Origin of the sequence: Kitasatospora indigofera (genome assembly GCF_014655955.1) — a bacterium.
In the GTDB taxonomy this organism is placed as follows: Bacteria; Actinomycetota; Actinomycetes; order Streptomycetales; family Streptomycetaceae; genus Kitasatospora; species Kitasatospora indigofera.
On record NZ_BNBO01000022.1, the window covers coordinates 45,696 to 67,994 of the forward strand.

Genomic DNA, 22,299 nt, shown 5'->3' on the forward strand with positions numbered 1-22,299 from the left:
TCATCTCCCGCCCCTCTACCGGTACTCGGCCAGGCGGCGGCCGAGGCCGCGCACCGCGCTGACGGCGGCCACCAGGGCGAGCAGGCCGGCGCCGAGGGCCAGCGCGTCCAGCAGCCCGCCGGTGCCGCCCGCCGCGGCCCTGAACCTCGCCAGTTCGATGCCCGCCGCTCGTTCCAACTGCTGGTCGGTGGCGCCGAAGGCGGCGTCCGAGGTGTTCGGGACGTCGGCCTCCTTCACCGTGACGGTCGAGTCCAGGGCGCCCTGGTAGTCGCCGTCCACGGTCTCCTTGGTGATCGCCGCGCTGTGCCGGGCGGTCCAGGTCGAGTACTCCTTGCGGGCCTGGTCGACGGCCTCCGCGGCGTCCCGGGGCGCGAGCCGCCGGGCCTCGCCGAGCGCGCCGCCGGTGCCGGGCGCGGCGTCGCCGCCCGCCACGCCGGTCAGGTCCTTGGTGGTCGCCGCCCAGAGGTCGGCGTACTGGGTGCTCGATCCCCGGGCGACCAGGTGCAGGTTCTCGGCCAGCCGGGCGGTCAGCACGTCGACCCGGGCGGCGTTCAGCGCGCGCAGCGGCGCGGCGCCGTCCCGTTCGCTCTCGGCGAGCCGGGCGCCGGTGATCCAGCTGCCGGCCAGCAGCCACAGGACGGCGGCGAGCACCGCGGCGGTGGAGCCGACCAGCCCGATGTTGAAGACCCGGTTGGTCCGCCGGAACAGCACCTGCTGCACCCGGACCAGCGCCGCCAGCGCCAGCAGCCCGAGCACGAAGGCGGCCCACGGCACCGCGCGGGCCTCGGCGTAGTCCCGCGCCAGGGCCTCGTTCTCGGCGTCGGCGAGCTTCGCGGCGTCCGGCAGCAGGGTGTCGCGCATCTGCTGGGAGGCGTAGCGCAGGTAGGCGCCGCCGAGCGGGAAGCCCAGCCGGTTGTCGGCCCGGGCGGTCTCCACCAGGCCCGCGTAGACCGGGAGCTGCTGGTTGAGCGAGGAGAGCCACTGCTGGGCGGGGGAGGAGGCGGTGGTGCGGGCGGCCGCCTCGGCGATCAGCCGGGAGGCGGTCGCGAGGTCCTGCTCGTAGCGCTCGCGGACGGCCCTGGGCTCGGCGCCCGCGAGCAGGAACCCGGTGGCGGCGGTGGTGTCCGCGTCGGCCAGCGAGCGGTGGATGTCGGCGGCGGCCTGGCTGAGCGGCTGGCTGTAGGAGACCACCCGGTCCGCCGCCTGGGCGCGCGAGTTGACCTGCCAGCCGGTCAGCAGGCCGAAGGCGACCAGCAGGACGGCGAGCAGGGCGCCGGCCAGCCGCAGCCGGCCCGGCGCGGTGTGCCGGGCGTCGGCGATCCGGCGGATCCGCCCGGCCAGGTCGAGCCGCCCCGGTGTCCTGGCCGGCCGGCCGGCGACCGGCGTCGTCGCAGGCCCGGCCGCCGGACGCGGGGTCGTGGCACCGCTCGTGCCCGGTGCCGGGCCCTGCTCCTCCGTGCGTACTGGTGTCGCCACCGCCCCACCCTCCCCAGTGACCCGACCCGCCGACGGGGCCCGGTCGTTGCCAGCAGTATGGCCGCCGGTCGTGACAGCCACACCCGACTTGCGCCGATCTTGAGCTTCGACCTGCCTGCCGGGCCGGGCCGCCCGTGTCCGGGCCGTCCCTCCGGGGCCGGCCGTGCGGTGCCCGGCCGTCTCCAGTGCGACGCGGGTTGCACCCTATGCGGTTGCGCCGGGCGCGGGACGGGCCGGGGCGCGGTCCCGGCCTTCCGGGCGGCCGGACGCGCTCCGTACCATGGCGCCATGCGCCTGCTCGGAACGATCTCCCCCGACCGCCCGCTGATCGTCGTCGCCGTCCAGGAGGAGGCGGCGTACCTCGGCGAGCGCCTTCCCGTGCTGTTCACCGGCATAGGGAAGGTCAACGCGGCGGCGGCCCTGGCGACCGTCCTGGCCCGTGGCGAGCGGCCGTCGGAGATCGTCAACCTGGGTACGGCGGGTGCGCTGCGCCCGGGCTGGGAGGGGACCCACGAGGTGGTCGAGGTGCTCCAGCACGACATCGACACCCCGGTGCTGCGGGAGCTGACCGGCCGTACGTACGGCGCCGCGATCACCCTCAGCGACCGGAAGGGCCCGACGCTGGCCACCGGGGACCTCTTCGTCTCCGACCCGGCGGCCCGCGACCGGCTGGCGCTGAGCGCGGACCTGGTCGACATGGAGGGCTACGCCCTGGCGACGGTCGCCCGGCAGGCCGGGGTGCCGGTCCGGCTGGTCAAGCACGTCAGCGACGAGGCCGGCACCGGTGCCGCCCGTACCTGGCGCGAGTCGGTGGACGCCTGCGCCCGCGAACTCGCCGACTGGGCCCGCGAGCAGGTCCGCTGACCGTCCCGGAGGGGCCACCGGCCGGCGGCCGCCACGGCCCGGCGGCCGCCGCTGCCCGCCCGTGACCTGCACCGCCGGGGCGGCGCGGGCCACGGGCCGGGCCGGCGGTGCAGGCCGGCGGTTCGGGTCAGCCGCTCAGGAGGCGATCGGCTGGCCGGTCAGGCCGGGCACGAAGGTGTCCAGCTCGGCCCGCCAGTAGCGGTGCACGTTCAGCCGGGTGGCCTTCTCCTCGCCGGGGAAGTGGAACTGCAGCGAGCTCCAGAGCGGGTTGCGCCGGATGTCGCCCACCAGCGTCCGGGCCTGCTCCAGCGGCACCACGTAGACGATCTCCTGCGGGCGGTTGGAGAGCCGCGAGGCGCGGTGCACCACGACGACCCGCTCGGTCAGCGTGACGTAGTAGTACTTGACCAGCAACTGGCCGATCAGGCCGAGGGAGCTCATCAGCCAGGGGCTCGGCCCGGTGATGCTCTGGAAGGTGGCGACCGGGCGGTCGTTGGGCTCGATGGACGCGATCGCCTGTGCGACCTGCTCCTGAATGGTGGACTTACGGATCGCCATCCGGCGCGCTCCTCGGGGATCGGATGCCGTCCACGACCTGGGGACGGAACGGGCGAGCGTAGTGAGCCGGGAATCCGGCGGCAACGGCCAAAAGCGGCAAACCGGCCGTGCGGCCGAATGTTCATCAGTTCGATACGCCGGGGCAGCGGCCGGCCCGGTCCGCCGCGCCCCGGCCGGGGTCAGCGCAGGGTCACCCCGGCCGCGCCGACCGCCGCCAGCAGGTCGCCGCGTTCCAGCCCCGCCGCCACCCGCGCGATGTCCTCGCTCATCGGGCGGTCCCGGTCCAGCCGGGGGACGAGCGAGCGGATCGTCCGGTAGGTGGCCCGCCCGGCCGGGCCGAGCGCGCGGGCCCGGCCGGAGACGTCCACCGCCTGGGCGGTGGCGAGCAGTTCCACCGCCAGGATGCTGTTGTTGTTGCGCAGCACCCGGCGCGCGTTGCGGGCCGAGACCAGCCCCATGCTGACCACGTCCTGGTTGTCGGCGTTGGACGGGATGCTCTGGGTGCTGGCCGGGCCGATCGTCCGGTTCTCCGCGACCAGCGCCGTCGCGGGGTACTGCGCCCCGGCGAAACCGCTGTGCAGCCCGGGTGCCCCGGGGACCAGGAATTCCGGGAGCCCGTCGCTCAGCCGGTGGTTCAGCAGCCGGTTGGTCCGCCGTTCGGACAGGACGCCCAGCTGGGTGAGCGCGATCGTGGCGTAGTCCATCGCGAACGCGACCGGCTGGCCGTGGAAGTTGGCGCCGTGGAAGATCTCCGCGTCCTCGACGAGCAGCGGGTTGTCGTTGGCCGAGTTCAGCTCGGTGTCCAGCTGCTCCTCCGCGTGCCGGAGCGCGTCGCGGACGGCGCCGAGGATCTGCGGGACGGCCCGCAGCGAGTAGGCGTCCTGGAGGCTGGTGTCCGCGCGCTGCACGCCGGGCCCGCCCGGCTGTCCGGCCGCCGACTCCCGCGCCAGCCTGGCGAGTTCGCCGTGTTCGCGGAGCAGACCGCTGCCGGCGGTCAGCGCGCGCAGGTTGGCCGCCGAGTCGATCTGGCCCCGGTGCGGACGGGCGAGTTCGTGCCCGGCGGCGAGCAGCGGGCTGCTGGAGCCACGGAGCACCTCCAGGGCCAGTGCGGCGGCTGTCTCGGCCTGCCGCACCTGGTCACCGGCCCGGTTCACCACCAGCGCCCCGAGGCCGGTCATCGCCGAGGTGCCGTTGATCAGGGCGAGTCCCTCCTTGAACCGCAGGGCGAGCGGCTTGATCCCGAACCCGCGCAGGACCGGCCCGGTCTCCACCGCCCGGCCGTCGCGCAGCACCTGCCCTTCGCCGATCACGGTGGCGGCCAGGTGGGCCAGCGGGACCAGGTCGCCGCTGGCCCCGAGCGAGCCGATCTCCGGTACGGCCGGTGTGATTCCCGCGTTGAGGTAGAGCGCGAGCCGCTCCAGCAGGGCCGGCCGGACCGCCGAGTATCCCCGGGCCAGCGCGTTCAGCCGGGCGGCCAGGATGGCCCGTGACTCCTGCTCGTCGAAGAGCGGCCCGACCCCGGCGCTGTGACTGCGGACCAGGTTGGTCTGGAGTTCGGTCTCCAGGGCCGGGTCCACCAGCATGTTCACCATCGGTCCGAAGCCGGTGGTGACCCCGTAGACGGGCAGGCCGCGCGCGACGATCTCCTCCAGCCGGGCCCGGTTGCGGGCGGCGCGGTCGAGCACCTCCGCGGGGACGGTGCAGGTCGCTCCCCGTTCGGCGACCCTGCGCACGTCGGCCGTCCGGAGCGACTGTCCGTCGAAGACCACGGGTGCTCCGGGTTCGTTGGCCGCCATCGTGTCACCTCTCCTTGTGGTTGCCTGCCCGCTGTCGTCGGCGGGGTGGTGGTCGTGCGTGGGTGGTGTCGTTCGCGGGCTCTGCGTGTACGGGCTTTGCGCGTACGGGCGTTGCCGTTCGCGGGTTGCTGCCCGTGCGGGCGCGGGCCCGGCGCGGTCGGGCCGGCCGGGCGGTGTGCCGTGGATCAGACGCCGTCGGTGCACCAGGGGCGGGTGGCCGTGTGCAGCAGCAGCTCGGCCGCCAGGACGGCGCCGGGCCGCAGTTCGGCGACCAGCCCGGCGGCGTGCAGCCGGGCCGGCGTCTGCTCGCCGAGGTAGAGCGAGCCGAGCGCCCCGACGCCGAGCGCCAGGTCGGCGGACTCGTGCGGGGCGGGGGAGCAGTGGGCGGTGCCGTCCGGCGCGCTGTCCAGCGCGAACCGGCCGTGCGCGTACCCGGCGGGGTCGTCGACCTCCAGGACCAGCCGGCCGGGGCCGGAGTAGCGCCGGGCCGCGAGCGCGGCCGGCGGGTCGAGGACGCGGAGCCAGGCGAAGTCGCTGTCCAGGCCGCCGGGGCGGGCGGCGCGGGGGTTGCCGAGCAGCAGGGGCAGGGGGTCGTCGGGCGCCAGGTTCTCGGCCAGGACGGTCGTCACCCAGTCCACCGACAGGCAGTAGTCCCAGAGCGCCGCGGCGGCGTCGGGGTGGGTGGTGATCAGGTCCAGCACGGTGAGTTCGGCGGCCGGGAGGTTGCCGTCCCAGCGCGGGTCGACCCGGTAGGTCAGCAGCCCCTGGAGGCGGCCCGCGGCGTCGTGGTAGCCGACGTGGAGCGGGTCGGGGCCGTCGCGCAGGGGGTGCCAGAGGGTGCCGGTGTCGTCCGTCCACCACTGCGGCGGTCGGGCCGGCGCGCCGGGGCGTCCGCGCCGGAACCGCTCGTAGAGTCCGGGGCCGACGGCGGCCGCCCGGGGCCGCGGGAGCAGCTGCAGCCGGCCGGTCGCGGCCGCCGCGGGGAGCCGTACCCCGCCGGCGCGCAGGACGTCGACCCGGTACCCGGTGAGCCGGGTGGCCGGGCCGAAGCCGAACCGGCCGTAGACGGTGGGCTCGGCCGCGATCAGCAGGGCGAGCGGCTCCCCGCGCCCGGCGGCGGCGCGCAGCTCGCGGTCCATCATCCGGGTCAGCAGGCCGCGCCGGCGGTGGGTGGGCAGCACGGCCACGTCGGCGATCACGTCGGCCGCGACGAGACCGCCGCCGGGGACGGCGAGTTCGGTGCGGGCGCTGCGGAACGCGCCCACGCACTCGTCCCCGTCGAACGCGCCCTGGAAGCGCCCCGGGACGAACGGGAGGCGGTTCAGCCTGCTGCGCCCCCGGCCGGGCGGGCGATGTGTTCCGGTGCGTACGGTGTCGGCCCACACCTGGAATTCATCTGCTGTTATCCAGCGGACTTCTGCATTCCCTGAGGGGGTTCCGGTGCTGCTGGAGGACATGGCCGGATCGTAGGTCGGTGCGGGTGCGTATGGCAAGGTCCGCCGGAGGCTCCCGGCCGGCCCGCTCCGGGGGCCGAATGAAGGTGGACGCCTCGTTGCAGTCATGTGTCCGGTCGTTACATCGATCGGCCCGTGCTTGCCGGTGCCGGATCACTGATGCACTATCAAATCGCAAGGAGCACAACAGCAACAACCGCACTAGCACCAGCGAAATGACGGCAACTGCTGTGGAGGTAGCGGCCCGTGTGGTCACTTGAACCGGATGCGAACCAGGCACTCAGGGACGCGCACCAGGAGAGATTGAATCTCGTTTCCTCCGGATTCGATCCCGACGTCCTCGGGAGGGGCCGGAACAGAAAGCTCGACGACCTCTGGGGGAGACTCCTCGAGGTTCCCTATTTCGCGGACCGCCCGGGTGTCGCGGAGCGCCGTCTCGAATCCGTTCCGATAACTCCCAAATCTGCTCTCAAGGAAAATCCGTCCGCATTCCTCAGGAATACGACGGACCATTATCACAAGTACTACGAGACCTCCGGGACGACCGGCGTACCCACCCCGACCCCGCGGCTGGTCACCGACACCCTGTGGAACACCGTCTCGGTCGCCACGGTGTGGGAGCGCACCCTGCGGCCCGGGGACCGGGTGGCCTCGCTGCTGCCCTCGGACGTCGCCCCCGTGTCCGACCTCATCGCCAACGTCGCCGAGTACCTGGGCTGCACGATGCTGCGCAGCTATCCCTTCGCCCAGGGCATCTCGGACTGGGAGCGGCTGGACGCGCTCTTCACCGGGTACCGGCCGCAGCACGTCTTCGCGGCGCCCGGCGTGGTCCTGCAGTGGACGCGGCTGCTGAAGGAGCGCGGCCGGCTGGCCGAGGTCAGCCGGAGCGTGCGGAGCCTGATGCTGCTGGGGGAGGTGAGCACCCCGCCGCTGCGCGCCCGGATCGGCGAGCAGTGGCAGGCCACCGTGCTGGACGCCTCCTACGGGAGCACCGAGACCGGGACCATCGCGGCCGGCTGCGAGCACGACCGCCAGCACCTGCTGCTGCAGAGCCACCTGGTGGAGATCCTGGACGGTGACGTCCTGCGCCCCGCCGCACCCGGCCTGACCGGCGAACTGGTGGTCACCACCCTCAACAACTTCGCCCGCCCGCTGGTGCGTTACAACACCGGGGACTTGGTGACCGTCGGCGCGGACTGCCCGTGCGGGCTCGCCCTGCCGGTGGTCAAGGTGCACGGCCGGGCCACCGAGAGCATCGGGGTCGGCGGGGTCCGGCTGACCGCCGAGGCGATCGAGAGCATCATCTACGGCGCACCCGGGATCACCGGCTACCTGGTCCAGTTGAAGCGGCCGGACGGGCAGGCCGGCCGGCTGGTCCTGGAGCGGGACGTGGACGCCACCGGGCCGGACGAGGACCTGCGGGAGGGGCTCCGCTCGCGGTTCGCGGAGATCGGCGTGCAGTGGTCCCAGATCGTCTCGGTCGCCCAGCTGCCCAAGCTGAGCAAGGCGGGCGGCAGCCAGAAGAACTGGAAGCGGACCAACCTGCAGTGGGTGGACTGACCATGGCCGCGACCACGTCCGCAAGCACGCCGGCGACCGTACCGGCGGCCACGCCCGCGACCGTACCCGGAGCCGGCGGGGCCGCTCCCCGCCCCGACGGCCGGGACCACCTCACCACCGACGGAGGAGCCCGCCAGGGCGGCGCCGACCTCTGGTGCACGTACGCGGCGGTGCGCACCCTCAACTGGCTCGGCGGCGCACCGGCGCGGCCGGCGGCGACGGCGGAGTCCCTGCTCTCCCGGCAGAACCGGGACGGCGGCTTCGCCTGGCAGAAGGGCCTGCCGTCCGACGTCTGGGCCACCTACTACAGCACCCAGGCCCTGCTGGACCTCGGCCGGGGGATCCCGCACCGGGAGGCCCTGCTCGCCTGGGTCACCGGGATCCAGCACCGCTCCGGCGGCTTCGCCATGACGGCCGGCCAGGAGCCCGACATCTGGGCGACCTACTACGCCACCCGGGTGCTGGCCGAAGTCCTGCGGGCCGCCGTGCCGCGGGCCGAGGCGCTGGCCGAGTGGCTGACCGCGACCCAGCGCGCGGACGGCGGCCTCGGCTGGTACCCCGGCGCCGGGGAGTCCGACGTGCGGGCCTGCTACTACGGCGCGACGGCCTGGCGGGCCGCCTTCGGCAGCAGGGCCCCGGGCTGGCGCACCGGTGCCCTGGTCGGCTGGCTCAACGCGCGGCAGACCGCCGCCGGCGGGTTCGTCTTCGACGAGGGTTCCACCGCGACCTGCCTGTGGGCGACCTTCCGGGCCGTCCGCGCGCTGGACGCGCTCGGTGCCCGGCCCGCCCGGGAGCAGGACTGCCTCGCCTGGATCGACGGGCGGCAGGGCCCGGGGGCCGCGTTCACCCGCTGGGAGGGGTACCCGGACGCCGACGTCTGGGCCTCCTTCAGCGCCGTCGGCGCCCTGCAGACGCTGGGGCGCGAGCCCCGCGACCGGGCCGCCGTCCTGGAGTTCCTCGGCCGGTGCGAGCTGCCGGAGGGGGGCTTCAGCTACCGGGAGGGCTCGGCCGCCGGTGACAGCCTGGCGACCGCCGCACTGCTGCTGACCGGCGCGGCCGGCCGGCCCGACGCGGTTCCGGACGAGGAGCGCCGGGACGACCGGCGCCGGGACGACGAGCACCGGGACGCCCGGCGCCCGCCCGGCCCCGGGGCCGACGGCCTCGCCCGCTGGTTGCGTGCCGCCCACCTGCCGTACGAGGGCGGGGTGATGTACATGCCCGGCCGGGGTGCGGAGATCCGTTGCACGCTGTGGGCGGTCTCCGCGCTCGCCTTCGCCGGGCTCCCGGGGCTCGACGCCGGCCGCCTGACCGGCTGGCTGCGCCGGCTGCAGAACAGCGACGGCGGCTTCGGGTACTGGCACGGCCGGGCCTCGGACATGGTCTCCACGGTGTCGGCGCTGGAGATCCTGCACCAGCTGGGCCGGCCCCCGGAGGTGCTCGACACCGACGCCCTGCGGGCCTTCCTCGACTCCTGCGCGGCGGACGGGGGCGACGGCGACGAGGGCGGCAGCGGCACCGAGGGGGACGGCACCGCCGGCCACCGGTACACGCCGGGCTCCCCCGTCACCTGCGCCGCCACCGCGCAGGCCGCCCGGGCGCTGCACCTGCTCGGTGACCCGGTGGCCGCCCGGGCCGCCGCCGGCCGGCTCCAGCGGTACGCCTCCCGGATCGGCGGCTACGCGTCCGCCCCGCGCGGCGTGCCCGACCTCGCCAGCACCTACCAGGCCGTCCGGACCAGGCAGGTGCTCGGCCTGCCGGTGGACGGCGCCGAGCTGCGCCGGTTCACCGCGAAGCTCCGCGGCCCGGCGGGCCACTACTCCTGGAGCCCGCTCACCCGGGAGGCCGCGGGCCCGCTCGCCGACGCCCTCGGCACCCTGCTCGACCGGGCGGAGCGGCTCCCGCCGCTCAACCTCTGACTTCCCGACGACTTCCCGACCAACGGCCCGGGGCACAGCACCCGTTCCCCGGCCCAGGACCGATCAGCGAGGAGGACTCGTGCCGACCATCCTGGTGGAGAGCACCGTCGACGATCCACTGGTGCACCGACGGTTCGCCAAGAACATCAGCCGCTGGCTGCGCGGCCAGGGCGTGGACATCAACCACGTCATCACCAAGTTCGTCAGCGCCGACCCGGAGCGGTACTTCAGCGGGCCGTTCCCGCTCGCCCGGCCGGGTTCGGTGCTGTCCGGCGAGGCGCCCGCCGGCGCCGAAGGTCCGGCCGCCGGCCGGGCCGGCGCCGCCGGGGGCTTCGCGTTCGTCCAGTGCACCGTCGACCTGGCCCGGCCCGCCGGGTTCCGCACCGGGCTCGCCGAGCGGATCGTCGAGGAGCTGCGCGGCAGCGTCGACGCCGGGCGCACGTTCATCCAGTTCCACGAGGTGCGCCCGGAGCTGCACCTCGTCGGCTCCGAGCTCCTCGCGGCGGTGTCCGGTGAGTGAGCTCGCACCCGGCCCCGACGTCCGCCCCGTCCCCGAGGCCGGACCGGTCCCGGAGCCCGACCTCCGGCCCCGGATCCGGGCCGCCCTGGGCGGGTTGCTCGGCACCGAACTCGACCCGGCGGCCGACGCCCTCCCGCTCGGCGGCGTGCACGCCGGCTACGACAGCCTCGCCGTGATCGACAGCGTCGGCGAGATCGAGCGGGCCTTCGACGTCTCGATCGACCTGGTGGACGACGACCTCCGGACCACCTTCGCGAGCGTGGCCGCCATCGAGACGCTCGTCCGGCGCAAGCTCGCCGACCAGGCCGTCCTCGGGACCGGTTTCTGATGACGCGGACCGCCCTGATCCGGCCCGAGAGCGCCCTGGAGGGCGCGCTGACCCGGCGCGAGACCCCCACCGGGGTGGCGGACTGGGGAGCCCTCGGCGTCCGGTCCGCCGCCGGGCTCGCCGCACTGCTGCCCGCCGAGGTGCCGTTCGAGACCTCGGGGTCGACCGGCCGGCCGGTCACCTGGTGGCGGACCGGCGAACAGCTGGCCGCGGAGGCCGAGTTGCTCGCCGCCCGGCTGTCCGGCGCCGAGCCCGACGCGGTGTTCGTGCACGCGCCGCTCGGCCATCTCTACGGGCTGCTGCTCGGCTGTCTGGTGCCCGCGCTGCTCGGGGTCCCCGCCCACTACCTGCGGGCCACCGACGCGCCGCCGTCCGGGCCGGACAGCCCGGTGGTGGCCGCCGTCCCGTCGACCTGGTGGCAGTTGGAAAGGTCGGTGGCCCGGCTGCGCGCGCGGGCCCGGCTCACCGTGGTGCACAGCACCGCGCGGCTGCCCGACGACGCCGTCACCCGGGTCGGGCAGGCGCTGCCGGAGCTGCGGCTGCTCGAACTGCACGGCTCCACCGAGACCGGCCTGGTCGCCACCCGCTCCTCGGCCGGCGCGGACTGGACGCTCGCCGAGGACGTCCGGTTCACCGCCCCCGCGGCCCTGGACGGACCCGAACTCCTGGCCGTGACCAGCCCCCGGGTGGCCAGGGCCGCCTTCGGCCCCTACCTCGGCGAGCACCTGCTCGACGACGAGGTGCTGCGCACCGGCCCGCGCAGCTACCGGCTGACCGGGCTGCGCCGGCGCCTGGTGAAGGTGAACGGGCGCAGGGTCGACCTGCGGGCCGTCGAGGAGCGCCTGCGCGCGGCGCTCCCCGCGGTCGAGGTCAGCAGCAGGACGTTCGCCGACCCGGTCCGGGGCGAGTGGTACGACCTGCTGGCCGTGGGCGGCGAGCCGGAGCGGCGGGCGGTGCAGAACGCCGCGGCCCGGCTGATCCCGGTCGGCACGGGCCCGCGCGCGGTGCGCGTCGTCCCCGCCGTGCTCCCGGGGGCGGGCGCGGCACCGGCGGCCCCCGGGTCCGCCGCTCTCCCCCGGGCCGCCGCGGCCGGCCACCGTGTCCACGACGTGCAGGAAGGACCCACCCGATGACCCTGATCCACGATCCGCAGACCGAGCCGGACCGGACCGAGCCGGACCGGACCGGACCGGGCGGGCGGGCGGAGGTCCGCCGGCTGCCCGCCGAGGCCTGGCACGCCGTGCTCGACGCGGCCGCCCGGCTCCCCTCGCTGCGCGCCAAGTACGAGGGCTTCGCCGGCCGGGCCGGGGAGCTGGAGCTGTCGGACCTCCCGGTGCTCACCAAGGAGGAACTGGCCGGCACCCTCGACGACCTGGTGGCCACCGCCAGGGGCAGGGCGCACGGCGCGTACGTCTACGGCAGCGGCGGGACCACCTCGGCGCCCAAGCTGAGCCTGGTGCCGACGGGCATGTTCGTCGCCGACATCCTGGACAGCTGGCGGCCGTTGACCGCCGACGACGTGCTGGTCAACTTCAACACGCCCGGCCGGCTCTGGTCCTCGCACAACTTCTTCAACATGCTCGCGCACCAGTCGGGTTCGGTGGTCGTCCCGCTGGGTTCGGTCGACCACGACGAACTGGACGAGTGGCTCGGCTTCGTGGAACGCCTCGGCGCCACCGCGCTGGACGCCACCCCCAGCCAGATCGCGCACATCCTGCAGTTCTGCGAGTCCACCGGCCGGCCCGCCCCGGCCTTCCGCAAACTGCTGTGGACGGGCGAGAAGTTCGGGGAGCGGGCCCTCGAACTGACCAGGCGCCTGCTGCCCGGGGCCGGCCTGCACGGCGTCTACGGCTCCACCGAGACCTGGGTGATCGGCCTGAACGGGCCGTCCTGCCCGGTGAACACCTTCCACGTGCTGCCCTACCAGCACGTGGAGATCGAGGACGGCGTGGTGCTCGTCACCAACACCCACCCCTCCTCGGTCAATCCCGTCCTGCGCTACCGGGTCGGCGACCGGGGGCGGTTCACCGCCTGCCCGTGCGGCCGCCCGGAGCCGGCCCTGGAGGTGTCGGGCCGCGACGACCCCCAGCTGAAGTTCGTGAGCATCCTGCTGATGCCCGAGGACATCGTGGAGTCGGCGCGCTCGGTCCCGGAGGTGCGGGACGTGCAGATCGCGCTCTTCGACCACGGCGGCCCCGCCGAGCGGATGGAGGTCCGCATCGTGGTGGATCCGGGCAGCGGGTGGGAGGCGGTGGAGGAGCGGACCCGGCAGCGGATCCTCACCCGGGTGTACCGGCTGGGCTGGGCGGTGGCCTCGGCCCCGGGCTCGTTCGCCGTCCGCGCGGTCGAGCGCCTCCAGGTGAACCCCCGGACGCACAAGACCCCGGTGCTGGTGCGCGAGGCCACGACGTCCTGAGCCGGCGGCCCGCACCGGCCGCCGCCAACGGCCGGTGCGGCCACCTGCCCGCCCTGCACCCCCGGGCGGCCCTGTACCGCCCTGACCGCCTGCTGATCCGCAGCTCCCGCTGACCCCCACGCGCCCGTTGAACCGCGCCCGTTGAACCGTGCCCGTTGAACCGTGCCCGTTGACCCGCGCCGCCCGCCGATCCGGCCCGTCCACCGCGGCCGGGCGGGCCGCCCCCGAGGAGAGAGCGTTCCATGACCACAGTGACAGTCCCGCCCGGCGGGACGACGGCCGACCTGTCCGTCTTCGAGCGGCACGAGTCGGAAGTACGGTTCTACAGCCGCAAGTTCCCGGTGGTGTTCACCCACGGGCGGGGCTCCTGGCTGCACACCGAGGACGGCCGCGCGTACCTCGACTTCTTCTGCGGGGCGAGCGCCCTGAACTACGGCCACAACCTGCCGCTGCTCAAGGAGCGGCTGCTCGACTACCTGGCGTCGGACGGCCTGATCCACGGCCTCGACCTGCACACCTCGGCCAAGCGGGAGTTCCTGCGGCGCTTCCACGAGGTGGTGCTCGCCCCGCGCGGCCTGGACCACCGGGTGCAGTTCTGCGGGCCGACCGGCACGGACGCGGTGGAGGCGGCGCTGAAGCTCGCCCGGAAGGCGACCGGACGGCAGACCGTGGTCGCCTTCACCGGCGCCTTCCACGGCATGTCGCGCGGTTCGCTGTCGGTCACCGGCAGCCGGTCCGCCCGCCGGGCGGGCGGCGTCGGCCTCCAGGACGTGGTCTTCGTCCCGTACGAGCAGGGCCCGGGCGGCGACTTCGACTCGATCGTCTACCTGGAGCGCCTGCTGTCCGACCCGGCCGGCGGGACGGAGCTGCCCGCCGCCGTGATCGTCGAGGCGGTCCAGGTGGACGGCGGCGTCTACCCCGCCTCGGCCGGCTGGCTGCGCCGGCTGCGCGACCTGACGGAGCGCTGGGGCGTCCTGCTGATCGTCGACGACATCCAGGCGGGGATCGGGCGGACCGGCGACTTCTTCAGCTTCTCGCACGCCGGCGTCGTCCCGGACCTGATCACGCTCTCGAAGTCGCTGAGCGGGTACGGCCTGCCGCTCTCGCTGCTGCTGATCGCCCCGGGGATCGACGTCTGGAAGCCGGGCGAGCACACCGGGACCTTCCGGGGCAACCAACTGGCCTTCGTCACGGCCGCGGCGGCCCTGGACCTGTGGACGGAGTCCGGCTTCACCGACCGGCTGGCGGACCGTGGGCGGCAGCTCCAGGGAGCGGTGCGGGCCTGGGCCGAGCCCAGGACGGACGTCACCGTCCGGGGCCGGGGCCTGCTCGTCGGCATCGACACCGGGGACGCCGCGCGGGCCGGCCGGGTCCAGCAGCGCTGCTTCGCGGACGGTCTCGTGCTGGAGCTCTGCGGCCGCGACGACCACGTGATCAAGCTGATGCCGCCGGTGAACATCTCCGCCGAGGACCTGGAGCACGGTGTCCGGATCGTCACCTCCGCCCTCGATGCCGAGTAGCCGCGGCGCCGTGCGGGCCGGCCGCCCCGGGCCGGCCCCGGCGGCCGGCCCGGCCGCACGGCCGGCGGACCCGGGGCCGCCCGCCCTGCTCGCGCTGCCGCTGGCACGCCGCACCGGCGCGGCGGCGGCGCGGGAGTTCGGCGCGGCCGGGATGAGCGAGGCGGCGAACGCCTGGGCCGCGGACGCCGACCGGCGGTACCGCGCGAGCACCGAACTGCGGGAGCTCCGCGGGGCGGAGGGCGCCGCCGTCCGGGTCGGCGTCAAGGACATCGTGGACGCGGCCGGCTTCGCCACCCGGCTCGGGCTGCGCGACTACCGGCACCACCCGCGCGCGTCCGCCCGCGTCCTGCGCGGGCTCCGGGGCGTCGTGGTGAACGCCAAGCTGGTCACCCCGGAGCTGAGCATCGGCCTGGAACACGGCTGTGTGAACCCGTACTTCCCGCATCTCGCCCCCTCCGGTTCGAGCACCGGGAGCGCGGTGGCCGTGGCGGCGAACATCTGCGACATCGCGCTGGGCACCGACAGCGTGGCCTCGATCCGGCTGCCCGCCGCCGCCTGCGGGGTGGTCGGCCTGCGGATGACCCACCGGCCCCGGCTGCTCGACCGGGTCTTCCCGCTCTCGCCGCCGCTGGACTCGCCGGGCTGGCTGGCGCGGACGGCCGAGGACCTGGAGCACTTCTGGCTGACCAGCGGGATCGCGGGCACCCTGGCCGGCGCCCCGGGCGGTGCCGGGCGTCCGGTGGGCCGGGTCTTCCGGATCGGGCTGGTCGAGGAGGCGCTGCGGGACCCGTGCGCCCCGCAGGTCCGGCAGGCCGTCGACCGCCTCTGCGGGGCCCTGGCCGACGCCGGCCACCGGGTGGTGCCGGTCCGCCCGGACGCGGTGACGCGCTGGCGCGGCGCGACGTACGAGCTGTGCTCCCGCACGGCCTGGGACGCCTACCGGGCCCGGCGGGAGGAGTTCGCCCCCCGGCTGGCCGACTCGACCCGGGTGGCGCTGGAGGCCGGTGCGGCCGTCGGCGACCGGCGCTACGGGGAGCTCCTTGACGCGCTGCGGGGCAGCCGGGCCGCCGTACCCGGGCTGTTCGCCGAGGCGGCGGTGGACGCCTGGCTGATGCCCGTCACCCCGGCGTTGCCCCGCGAGGTGTCCAGGCCGTCCGGCTCGGCCTCGACCATGCCCGATCCCGACGACCCCGACTACGAACTGCGGGTCGGCTGGAGCCCGGTGGCCAGCTGGGCCGGACTGCCGGCGATCACCCTCCCGGTGGCGGTGGACGCAGCGCACCGGGCTCCGATCGCCGTCCAGGCCGTCGGTCCGGCGGGGAGCGAGCCGGCCCTGATCGCCCTCGCCCGGGAGATCACCCGGCTGGTCGGGGGCCCGCTGCCGGCCCTCGCCGAGGCGGCGGAGGCGTCCGCGGCGTCCGCGGCGTCCGAGACCCCGGACGTCCCCGGGCGCCCGGCGAGCCCGCAGACCCCTGCGGTCCCCGAGGAAGGAGCCCTGCCGTGAGCGGCCCGAAGCCCCCGCCGTCACCGCTGCCCCAGCCGCCCCTGCCGGCCCGGCCACCGGCCACCGCCCCACCGTCCGCCGTCCCGCCGGACACCGAACGCCCGCTCGGCGCGGGCCCGTTCATGGCGGTGTGGATCCCCAGCCTGCTGACGGTGATCTCCACCGGACTGTGCGTCTTCGGGCTGGGCTGGTGGATCAGCCGAGCACCGGGCGGCGGTGCCCATCTCGGCACCACCGTCGCGCTGTCGAGCGCCCTGTCCCTGATCGTGACGACCATGCTGGCCGGCACCCTGGACCGGGCCGACCGGCGGCGCGGCCTGGTCGTCCTGCTGACCGCCCTGCTGCTGCCGCTGGCCGTCCTGACCGTGGTGTTCGGGCGCCGGCCCGATGTCGGCACCCTGGTGGTGGGGACGCTCTGCTACGTGGTCGTCTTCACCCTGCAGACCCTCTACATGGCGGCGATGGAGAACCTCGGCGCGGATCTCGCCCCCGGGTCCTGGCCGCCGGTGCGGACGGCGCTGCTCACCCAGATCCACACCCAGGTGGCCCGCGCGGCGGCCCCGATCGTCGGCGGCGGGCTGCTGGCCGCCGGGTCGTTGCGGGGGCTGGCGGTGATCGCGCTCGGCGGGGTGCTGGTGGTGCTGGTCGCGGTCCGGGCCGCCCGGCGGCACATCGACCTGGTGCCGGTCGCGCGGACCGGTCCGCCGGGCCGGTCCGCCGGCGGGGCCGGGGCGCTGCGCCGGACGCTGCGCGAGGCCGCCGACTCGACCCGGCTGATCCGCAGCCGTCCCGAACTCGTCTTCCTCGTCCTGTTCGGCGCGCTCGCCAATCTGGTGGTCTTCCCCTTCTACGCGGTGCTGCCCGCGTTCATCGACGAGTACCGGATGCCGGCGGCGGCGCAGGCGGGCCTGTACAGCTGGGCGTCCTCGGCGTACGGGGTGGGGATGCTGGCCGGCACCGTGCTGCTGATCCGGGTGCGCGGGCGCAGCGGTACGGTCGCGGGCCTGCGGACGGCCGCGTCGGCCTTCGCCGCCATCTGCCTGGTGCTCCTGCTGGTGACGGTGGTCCCGTGGCCGCCCGCGCTGGTCGTCGCGATGGCGCTGGCGGGGGCGCTGTTCGCCGTCCTGGTGGCGGTCGGCGGCGCGGTCTGGCTGGACCGGACCCCGGCCGCGATCAGGGTGCGGGTCTTCAGCCTGCGCCGGCTCTCGGTGTTCTCCAGCATCCCGCTCGGTTCGATGCTGATGGGCATCGGCGGCTCCCAGTTCGGCTACCGGGTGTTCGTCCGGGTGCTGCTCGTCCTGGTGCTGGCCGTCCTGGCCTGGCTCTGGGCGGGCTTCCTGCGTGGGCGTCCGGACGGGCCGGACGGGCCGGGGGTGTCGGGGCCGCCCGGGGCGCCGGCGTAGCTTGCCGGCCCGGGCGGCCCCGGCGGGCTCAGCGCCCGGCCAGCGAGCCGCCGTTGACGTGCAGGGTCTGGCCGGTGAGGTGGCCGGCGGCGGGGGAGGCCAGGAAGAGGACGGTGCCGGCGATGTCGGCCGGGGTGCCGGCCCGGCCGGTGCTGGTCTGGGCGATCAGGGCCGCCCGGCGCTGTTCGGTCATGGCGCCGCCGAAGAACTCGGTGGCCTCCACGAAGCCGGGGGCGACGACGTTGGCGGTGATCCGGTCCTTGCCGAGGTCCTGGGCGAGGGTGAGGTTCCACACCTCGACGGCGGCCTTGGCGGCGCCGTAGGAGCCCGACCCGCCGCGGTGGGCCGCGATGGAGCTGACGCTGACCACCGCGCCCCCGGCGGCGAGCCTCGGCCGGAGCGCGGCGGTGACCAGGACGGCCGACAGGACGTTGGCGTCCAGGTTGGCGCGCCAGGCGGCGGCGAGGCCGGCCAGCCCGGTGGGGGCCGGTGCGCCGATGTCGGTGTTGCCGCCGGCGTTGTTGACCAGGACGTCCACCTGTGCGGGCAGGGCGTCCAGGGCGGCCTCGACCTGCCCGGGATCGGTGGCGTCGAAGGCCACGGCGGTGACGCCGGGCCCGAGTTCGGCGGCGGTCCGCTCCAGGACGTCCTTGCGGCGGCCGGTGATCACGACCTGGTCGCCCTGTGCGGCGAACGATCCGGCGATCGCCCGGCCGATGCCGGTGCCGCCTCCGGTGACGACGATCTGACGCATCCCCACTCCTCGTTTAGCGCTAAACGTTTATGGGACACTATCAGCATGACCACGCCCGAGCAGCTCCCGATCGACCGCGCCGAGGAGATCTCCCGGGCCTGGCAGCGCGAGCAACCGGGCCTGCCCGTGGGGTCGATCGGCATCCTCACCCGGATCCGCCAGGCGGCCAAGCTGCTGGACGACGAGCGCCGCAGGGTGCTGGCCGTGGTCGCGATGGACGCCGCCACCCTCGACCTGCTCAGCACCCTGCGGCGCTCCGGCCCGCCCTACCGCCTCACCACCCGGGAGCTCGCCGACCGCTCCCTGATCACGGCCGGGGCGGTGACCCAGCGGGTGGACCGCGCCCAGGGCGAGGGCCTGGTCAGGCGGTTGCCGCCGGAGCCGGGCACCCGGGCGGTCGAGGTCGAGCTGACCGCTCCCGGGCACCGGGCGGTGGAGGAGGCGGTCGGCGGGCTGCTGACCTACGAGCAGGGCCTGGTCGAGAGCCTGGCGCCGCACGAACAGGACGAGCTGGCCCGCCTGTTGACGATCCTGCTGCGGGACCTGAGCGCCCGGGCCCGGGGCCCGCGCGGCTGACCGCGAAGCCCCCGCCGGTGGGGACGGCGGTCAGGCCCCGGCCGCCGCCAGCACCGCGTCCGTGGTGACCACCTTGGCGAAGCGGGCGGTGTGCAGCACCGCCGAGGTGGCCCGGGCCAGTTCGGTGGCGGGGATGAGTGCGCCGTCGGGGCCGGCCATCGCGAAGGTGTGCATGGCGTCGGCCGGGAAGATCACGTCGTAGCCGAGGTTGCCGCCCATCCGGGCCGTGACCTCGTTGCAGACGTTGGTCATGATCCCGGTGATCACCAACTGCCCGGTGCCGCGGGCCTGGAGCCACTCGTGCAGGTCGGGGGTGCCGTAGAAGGCGCTGTTGACCGACTTCACGATGTGCAGGTCGGGCTCGACGGCCGCGATCTCCGGCTTCAGCTCGTGCCCGGGGGTGCCGGCCACCAACGGCCCGGCGGTCGAGGCGTGCTGGACGGTCACGATCGGCCGGCCGGTGGCCTGCCAGCTCTCGATCAGCTGGACCATCCGCTTCTCGGCGTCGGGGTTGTCCCGGGGGCCCCAGAACTCCTCGTCGTCGAATCCCCGTTGGACGTCGATCACGATCAGGACGGCGTCGGGGGCGAGGGTGAGCGGGGCGTCGAATGCGCTGGTGTTCGTCATGCGTCGATCGTGCCGCCGGCCGGTCCGGGCCGGTGAGTGGCGCCGGCGCCATCGATCGATACATTCCTGCCAGCGCCTCCGGGCGGCCGGTGACGGTCCGCCCTGCCCGCCCTGCCCGCCCTGGCCGCCCCGGAACGCCCGTGCCGGTGACGCGGGAGGGCGTCGGTCGATAGATTCCTGCCATGCGCACAGTGGGCTGCCTGATCTTCGACGGCGTACGGGCCTTCGACTACGCGGTGATCGGCGAGGTCTGGGCGAACCGGGTCAGCCGGCCCGGCGTGCCCGCCTTCGACCTGCGGGTCTGCGGGCCGGACGGGGTGAGGGTCCGGCTCGGCGGCGGGCTGGAGCGGACGCCGGACCACGGCCTGGAGGGCCTGCTCGACTGCGACCTGGTGGTCGTCCCCGGGGTGGAGCGGCCGCTGGCGCCGACCGCCCCGGAGGTGCTGGCGGCGCTGCGCGCGGTGCATGCGCGCGGCATCCCGATCGCCTCGCTCTGCGCCGGCGCGTTCGTCCTCGCGGACGCCGGCCTGCTGGACGGCCGGGCCGCCACCACCCACTGGTGCGTCGCCCAGGACCTGGCCGCCCGCCACCCGGCCGTGGACGTCCAGCCGGAGGTGCTGTTCACCGGCGACGGCGAGATCTGGACCTCGGCCGGGGTCGCCGCCGGCATCGATCTCTGCCTGCACCTGGTCCGCTCCGCGCACGGCCAGCAGGCCGCCGCCACGATCGCCCGGGCGATGGTCACCGCGCCGTTCCGGGCTGGCGGCCAGGCCCAGTTCATCCCGTCCCCGGTGCCGGAGGAGGCCGGCGACGACCCGCTGGCCCGGGTCCGGACGGAGGTGCTGGCCGGCCTCGACACCCCGTGGACGGTCCGCCGGATGGCGGGCCTGGCGCTGATGTCCGAGCGCTCCTTCGCCCGCCGCTTCGTCGAGGCCGCCGGCACCTCCCCGCTGCGCTGGCTGCTGGACCAGCGGGTGCTGGCCGCCCAGCGCCTGCTGGAGGAGACGGACCTGCCGGTGGACGAGGTGGCCGCCCGCTGCGGTTTCGCCTCCGCCGTCTCGCTGCGCCCGGCCTTCGTCCGCCGGGTGGGGCTCGCGCCGCGCGAGTACCGGCGGTCCTTCCGGGGCCGCGAGGCGGGCTGAGCCCGGCGCGCCACGGGACGCCGGGCGCCCGTCAGACGTCCCGGCGGCGCACCACCACCAGCGCGAGGGCGACCGCCACCAGCGGCCAGAGCGCGTACACGGCCCAGGACCCGGCGTACGAGGCGTAGTGGTCGACGGCGGACGGCGCCCCCCAGGTGCGGGTGAGGCGCTGCCAGGCGCTGAGCACCAGGGTGTGGTTGAGGCCGACGGTCGAGCGGTTGTTGGCCGGCAGGATCACCGTGGGCAGGATCAGCAGGACGAGGACGCCGGTCAGCACGGTGGTCGCGGCGTGCCGGATCAGGGCGCCGAGGCCGAGGCCGACCAGGGCGCAGACCGGGCCGAGCAGCACGGACGCCGCCAGGGCGGTCGGCGCGCCGGGGGCGGTGACGGCGATGCCGGCGTCCCGGCCGTCCAGGATGCTCCAGGAGAGCAGGTACGAGCCGGTGACGGTGACGGCGCCGACCGCCGTCCACAGCAGGAACTGGACGGCGGCCTTCGCCAGCAGCACCGAGCCGCGGGCGGGCACGGCCACCGTGGTGGTGCGGATCAGCCCGCTGCCGTACTCGCTGACCACGGCGATCGCCCCGAGGCTGGCGGCGGCGAGCATCAGCATCAGGTAGCCCTCGGGCGGGAAGGCGTCGTGCAGGGCGAAGGTGGGCTCCCACGGCGACTCGGGGCCGCGGCGGGGGATGGCGTCGTAGTCCGCGAGCGACACCAGCCCGGCGGCGCCGACGGCGACCAGGACGACCAGTCCGAGCAGCCAGGGGGTGGAACGCAGCGAGCGGATCTTGATCCACTCGGCCGCGACCAGGTCGCCGAAGCGGACGGGCGGCGGGGCGCCGGCGCCGACGGTGGCACGGGGTGCGGTGGCCCGGCCGGTGACGGGGGCGCTCATCGGGCTTCCCCCGCCCGGTACTCGATGCTCCCGGCGGTCAGTTCCATGAAGGCTTCCTCCAACGAGGCGGTACGGACGGTCAGTTCGTGCAGGGTGATCCGGTGTTCGGCGGCCAGTGCGCCGATCCGCCCGGCCGGCAGGCCGGTCACGACGAGCCGTTCGGAGCCGGCCGAGCCCTCGGGCGTCACCGCTGCCCCGGCGGCCGTCAGCAGTGCGGTCAGTTCGGCGGCCCGTGGCGTCCCGACCAGGACGCCCGGCCGGCCGGCCCGGGCGGCGAACACGGCGACCGGCTCGGCGGCGATCAGCCGGCCCTGCCCGATCACCACCAGCTGGTCGGCGGTCTGCTCCATCTCCGTCATCAGGTGGCTGGAGAGGAACACCGTGCGGCCCTCGGCGGCGAGCCGGCGGAAGAGCCCGCGCACCCAGAGCACGCCCTCCGGGTCCATGCCGTTGACGGGTTCGTCGAACATCAGCACCGGCGGGTCGCCGAGCAGGGCGACGGCGACGCCGAGGCGCTGCTTCATGCCGAGCGAGAACCCGCCGATCCGGCGCCGGGCCGCCCCGGCCAGGCCGACCTCCTCCAGCACCTCCTCGACCCGGCGCGCGGCGATGCCGTTGCTGCGGGCGAGCGCCGCGAGGTGGGCGGCGGCGGTGCGCCCGCCGTGCACCTGCTGCGCGTCCAGCAGGGCGCCGGCGTGGTGCAGTCCACGCGGGTGGTCGCGGAACGGGACGCCGCTGACGGTGGCGGTGCCGCCGTCGGGCGCGTCCAGGCCGAGGATCATCCGCAGGGTGGTGGTCTTGCCGGCGCCGTTGGGGCCCAGGAACCCGGTGACCTGCCCGGGGCGCACGGTGAAGGAGAGACGGTCCACCGCCGTCCGGCGGCCGTAGCGCTTGGTGAGTTCGTTGACTTCGATCACGCTGCCAACCCTGCCGGTGCGGCGCCCGCCTGACATCGGGCCACGGGCGGCACCTGCCCGGCCGGCACTGGCC

The 22,299-nt window shown here is 75.4% G+C and carries 20 protein-coding genes; 12 read left to right on the forward strand and 8 right to left on the reverse strand.

The window, feature by feature from the left end; translation table 11 throughout:
- Positions 1 to 15: 15 nt before the first annotated feature.
- The gene (locus IE329_RS19820) at positions 16 to 1,476 is read right to left on the reverse strand and encodes a hypothetical protein (protein ID WP_190212271.1); all 1,461 of its coding nucleotides are present in this window, start codon (positions 1,474 to 1,476) and stop codon (positions 16 to 18) included.
- Between the two features lie 288 nt (positions 1,477 to 1,764).
- Here IE329_RS19820 and IE329_RS19825 point away from each other — a divergent pair, with 288 nt between their 5' ends.
- Positions 1,765 to 2,340: a nucleosidase gene (locus tag IE329_RS19825; RefSeq protein ID WP_190212272.1), complete on the forward strand. Its 576-nt coding sequence runs from the start codon at positions 1,765 to 1,767 to the stop codon at positions 2,338 to 2,340.
- 135 nt (positions 2,341 to 2,475) lie between these two features.
- On the opposite strand, the gene IE329_RS19830 is transcribed toward IE329_RS19825, so the two are convergent.
- The 3 genes from IE329_RS19830 to IE329_RS19840 all read right to left on the reverse strand — a co-directional run bounded on the left by IE329_RS19830 (position 2,476) and on the right by IE329_RS19840 (position 6,151).
- The gene (locus tag IE329_RS19830) at positions 2,476 to 2,898 is read right to left on the reverse strand and encodes a hypothetical protein (RefSeq protein WP_190212273.1); all 423 of its coding nucleotides are present in this window, start codon (positions 2,896 to 2,898) and stop codon (positions 2,476 to 2,478) included.
- Between the two features lie 179 nt (positions 2,899 to 3,077).
- Entirely contained in the window at positions 3,078 to 4,694 is a 1,617-nt protein-coding gene (gene cmdF / locus IE329_RS19835; protein WP_190212274.1) for a tyrosine 2,3-aminomutase, read from the reverse strand.
- Between the two features lie 185 nt (positions 4,695 to 4,879).
- On the reverse strand, positions 4,880 to 6,151 hold the full coding sequence (locus IE329_RS19840) for a GNAT family N-acetyltransferase (RefSeq protein ID WP_190212275.1): 1,272 nt from the start codon (positions 6,149 to 6,151) through the stop codon (positions 4,880 to 4,882).
- 300 nt (positions 6,152 to 6,451) lie between these two features.
- Between IE329_RS19840 and IE329_RS19845 the strand changes: the two genes are divergently transcribed.
- From IE329_RS19845 to IE329_RS19885, 9 genes are all read left to right on the forward strand, one after another.
- On the forward strand, positions 6,452 to 7,708 hold the full coding sequence (locus IE329_RS19845; RefSeq protein WP_190212276.1) for a phenylacetate--CoA ligase family protein: 1,257 nt from the start codon (positions 6,452 to 6,454) through the stop codon (positions 7,706 to 7,708).
- 2 nt (positions 7,709 to 7,710) lie between these two features.
- On the forward strand, positions 7,711 to 9,624 hold the full coding sequence (locus tag IE329_RS19850) for a prenyltransferase/squalene oxidase repeat-containing protein (protein WP_190212277.1): 1,914 nt from the start codon (positions 7,711 to 7,713) through the stop codon (positions 9,622 to 9,624).
- A 79-nt stretch (positions 9,625 to 9,703) separates the two neighbouring features.
- Positions 9,704 to 10,144 (forward strand): hypothetical protein, encoded by a 441-nt coding sequence (locus IE329_RS19855; protein ID WP_190212278.1) that lies wholly within the window; start codon positions 9,704 to 9,706, stop codon positions 10,142 to 10,144.
- Positions 10,137 to 10,472, forward strand: coding sequence for a phosphopantetheine-binding protein (locus IE329_RS19860; RefSeq protein WP_190212279.1), 336 nt, complete (start codon positions 10,137 to 10,139; stop codon positions 10,470 to 10,472). Before IE329_RS19855 ends, IE329_RS19860 begins: the two co-directional genes overlap by 8 nt.
- Positions 10,472 to 11,605, forward strand: coding sequence for an AMP-binding protein (locus IE329_RS19865; RefSeq protein ID WP_190212280.1), 1,134 nt, complete (start codon positions 10,472 to 10,474; stop codon positions 11,603 to 11,605). The genes IE329_RS19860 and IE329_RS19865 overlap by 1 nt, the downstream gene beginning before the upstream one ends.
- Positions 11,602 to 12,888 carry an AMP-binding protein gene (locus tag IE329_RS19870; RefSeq protein WP_190212281.1) on the forward strand — a complete coding sequence of 429 codons (1,287 nt, stop codon included), beginning with the start codon at positions 11,602 to 11,604 and terminating at the stop codon, positions 12,886 to 12,888. The genes IE329_RS19865 and IE329_RS19870 overlap by 4 nt, the downstream gene beginning before the upstream one ends.
- A 242-nt stretch (positions 12,889 to 13,130) precedes the next feature.
- Entirely contained in the window at positions 13,131 to 14,408 is a 1,278-nt protein-coding gene (gene ectB, locus IE329_RS19875) for a diaminobutyrate--2-oxoglutarate transaminase (RefSeq protein ID WP_190212282.1), read from the forward strand.
- A complete protein-coding gene (locus tag IE329_RS19880; protein WP_190212283.1) occupies positions 14,398 to 15,912 on the forward strand; it encodes an amidase in 1,515 nt (504 codons plus the stop codon). The genes ectB and IE329_RS19880 overlap by 11 nt, the downstream gene beginning before the upstream one ends.
- Positions 15,909 to 17,315, forward strand: coding sequence for an MFS transporter (locus tag IE329_RS19885; protein ID WP_190212284.1), 1,407 nt, complete (start codon positions 15,909 to 15,911; stop codon positions 17,313 to 17,315). Before IE329_RS19880 ends, IE329_RS19885 begins: the two co-directional genes overlap by 4 nt.
- Before the next feature lie 28 nt (positions 17,316 to 17,343).
- On the opposite strand, the gene IE329_RS19890 is transcribed toward IE329_RS19885, so the two are convergent.
- Positions 17,344 to 18,069: an SDR family NAD(P)-dependent oxidoreductase gene (locus IE329_RS19890; RefSeq protein ID WP_190212285.1), complete on the reverse strand. Its 726-nt coding sequence runs from the start codon at positions 18,067 to 18,069 to the stop codon at positions 17,344 to 17,346.
- 45 nt (positions 18,070 to 18,114) lie between these two features.
- On the opposite strand from IE329_RS19890, the gene IE329_RS19895 reads away from it, so the two are divergent.
- Positions 18,115 to 18,645 (forward strand): MarR family winged helix-turn-helix transcriptional regulator, encoded by a 531-nt coding sequence (locus tag IE329_RS19895; RefSeq protein ID WP_190212286.1) that lies wholly within the window; start codon positions 18,115 to 18,117, stop codon positions 18,643 to 18,645.
- 30 nt (positions 18,646 to 18,675) lie between these two features.
- On the opposite strand, the gene IE329_RS19900 is transcribed toward IE329_RS19895, so the two are convergent.
- Positions 18,676 to 19,272 carry a cysteine hydrolase family protein gene (locus IE329_RS19900; RefSeq protein WP_190212287.1) on the reverse strand — a complete coding sequence of 199 codons (597 nt, stop codon included), beginning with the start codon at positions 19,270 to 19,272 and terminating at the stop codon, positions 18,676 to 18,678.
- Positions 19,273 to 19,454: 182 nt separating this feature from the next.
- On the opposite strand from IE329_RS19900, the gene IE329_RS19905 reads away from it, so the two are divergent.
- Positions 19,455 to 20,414, forward strand: a complete 960-nt coding sequence (locus IE329_RS19905) for a GlxA family transcriptional regulator (RefSeq protein ID WP_190212288.1) — start codon at positions 19,455 to 19,457, stop codon at positions 20,412 to 20,414.
- A 31-nt stretch (positions 20,415 to 20,445) separates the two neighbouring features.
- Here IE329_RS19905 and IE329_RS19910 read toward each other — a convergent pair whose 3' ends face one another.
- Both IE329_RS19910 and IE329_RS19915 read right to left on the reverse strand, forming a co-directional pair.
- Positions 20,446 to 21,309 (reverse strand): ABC transporter permease, encoded by an 864-nt coding sequence (locus IE329_RS19910; RefSeq protein ID WP_190212289.1) that lies wholly within the window; start codon positions 21,307 to 21,309, stop codon positions 20,446 to 20,448.
- Positions 21,306 to 22,226, reverse strand: coding sequence for an ATP-binding cassette domain-containing protein (locus tag IE329_RS19915; RefSeq protein ID WP_190212290.1), 921 nt, complete (start codon positions 22,224 to 22,226; stop codon positions 21,306 to 21,308). Before IE329_RS19915 ends, IE329_RS19910 begins: the two co-directional genes overlap by 4 nt.
- Positions 22,227 to 22,299 lie beyond the last annotated feature (73 nt).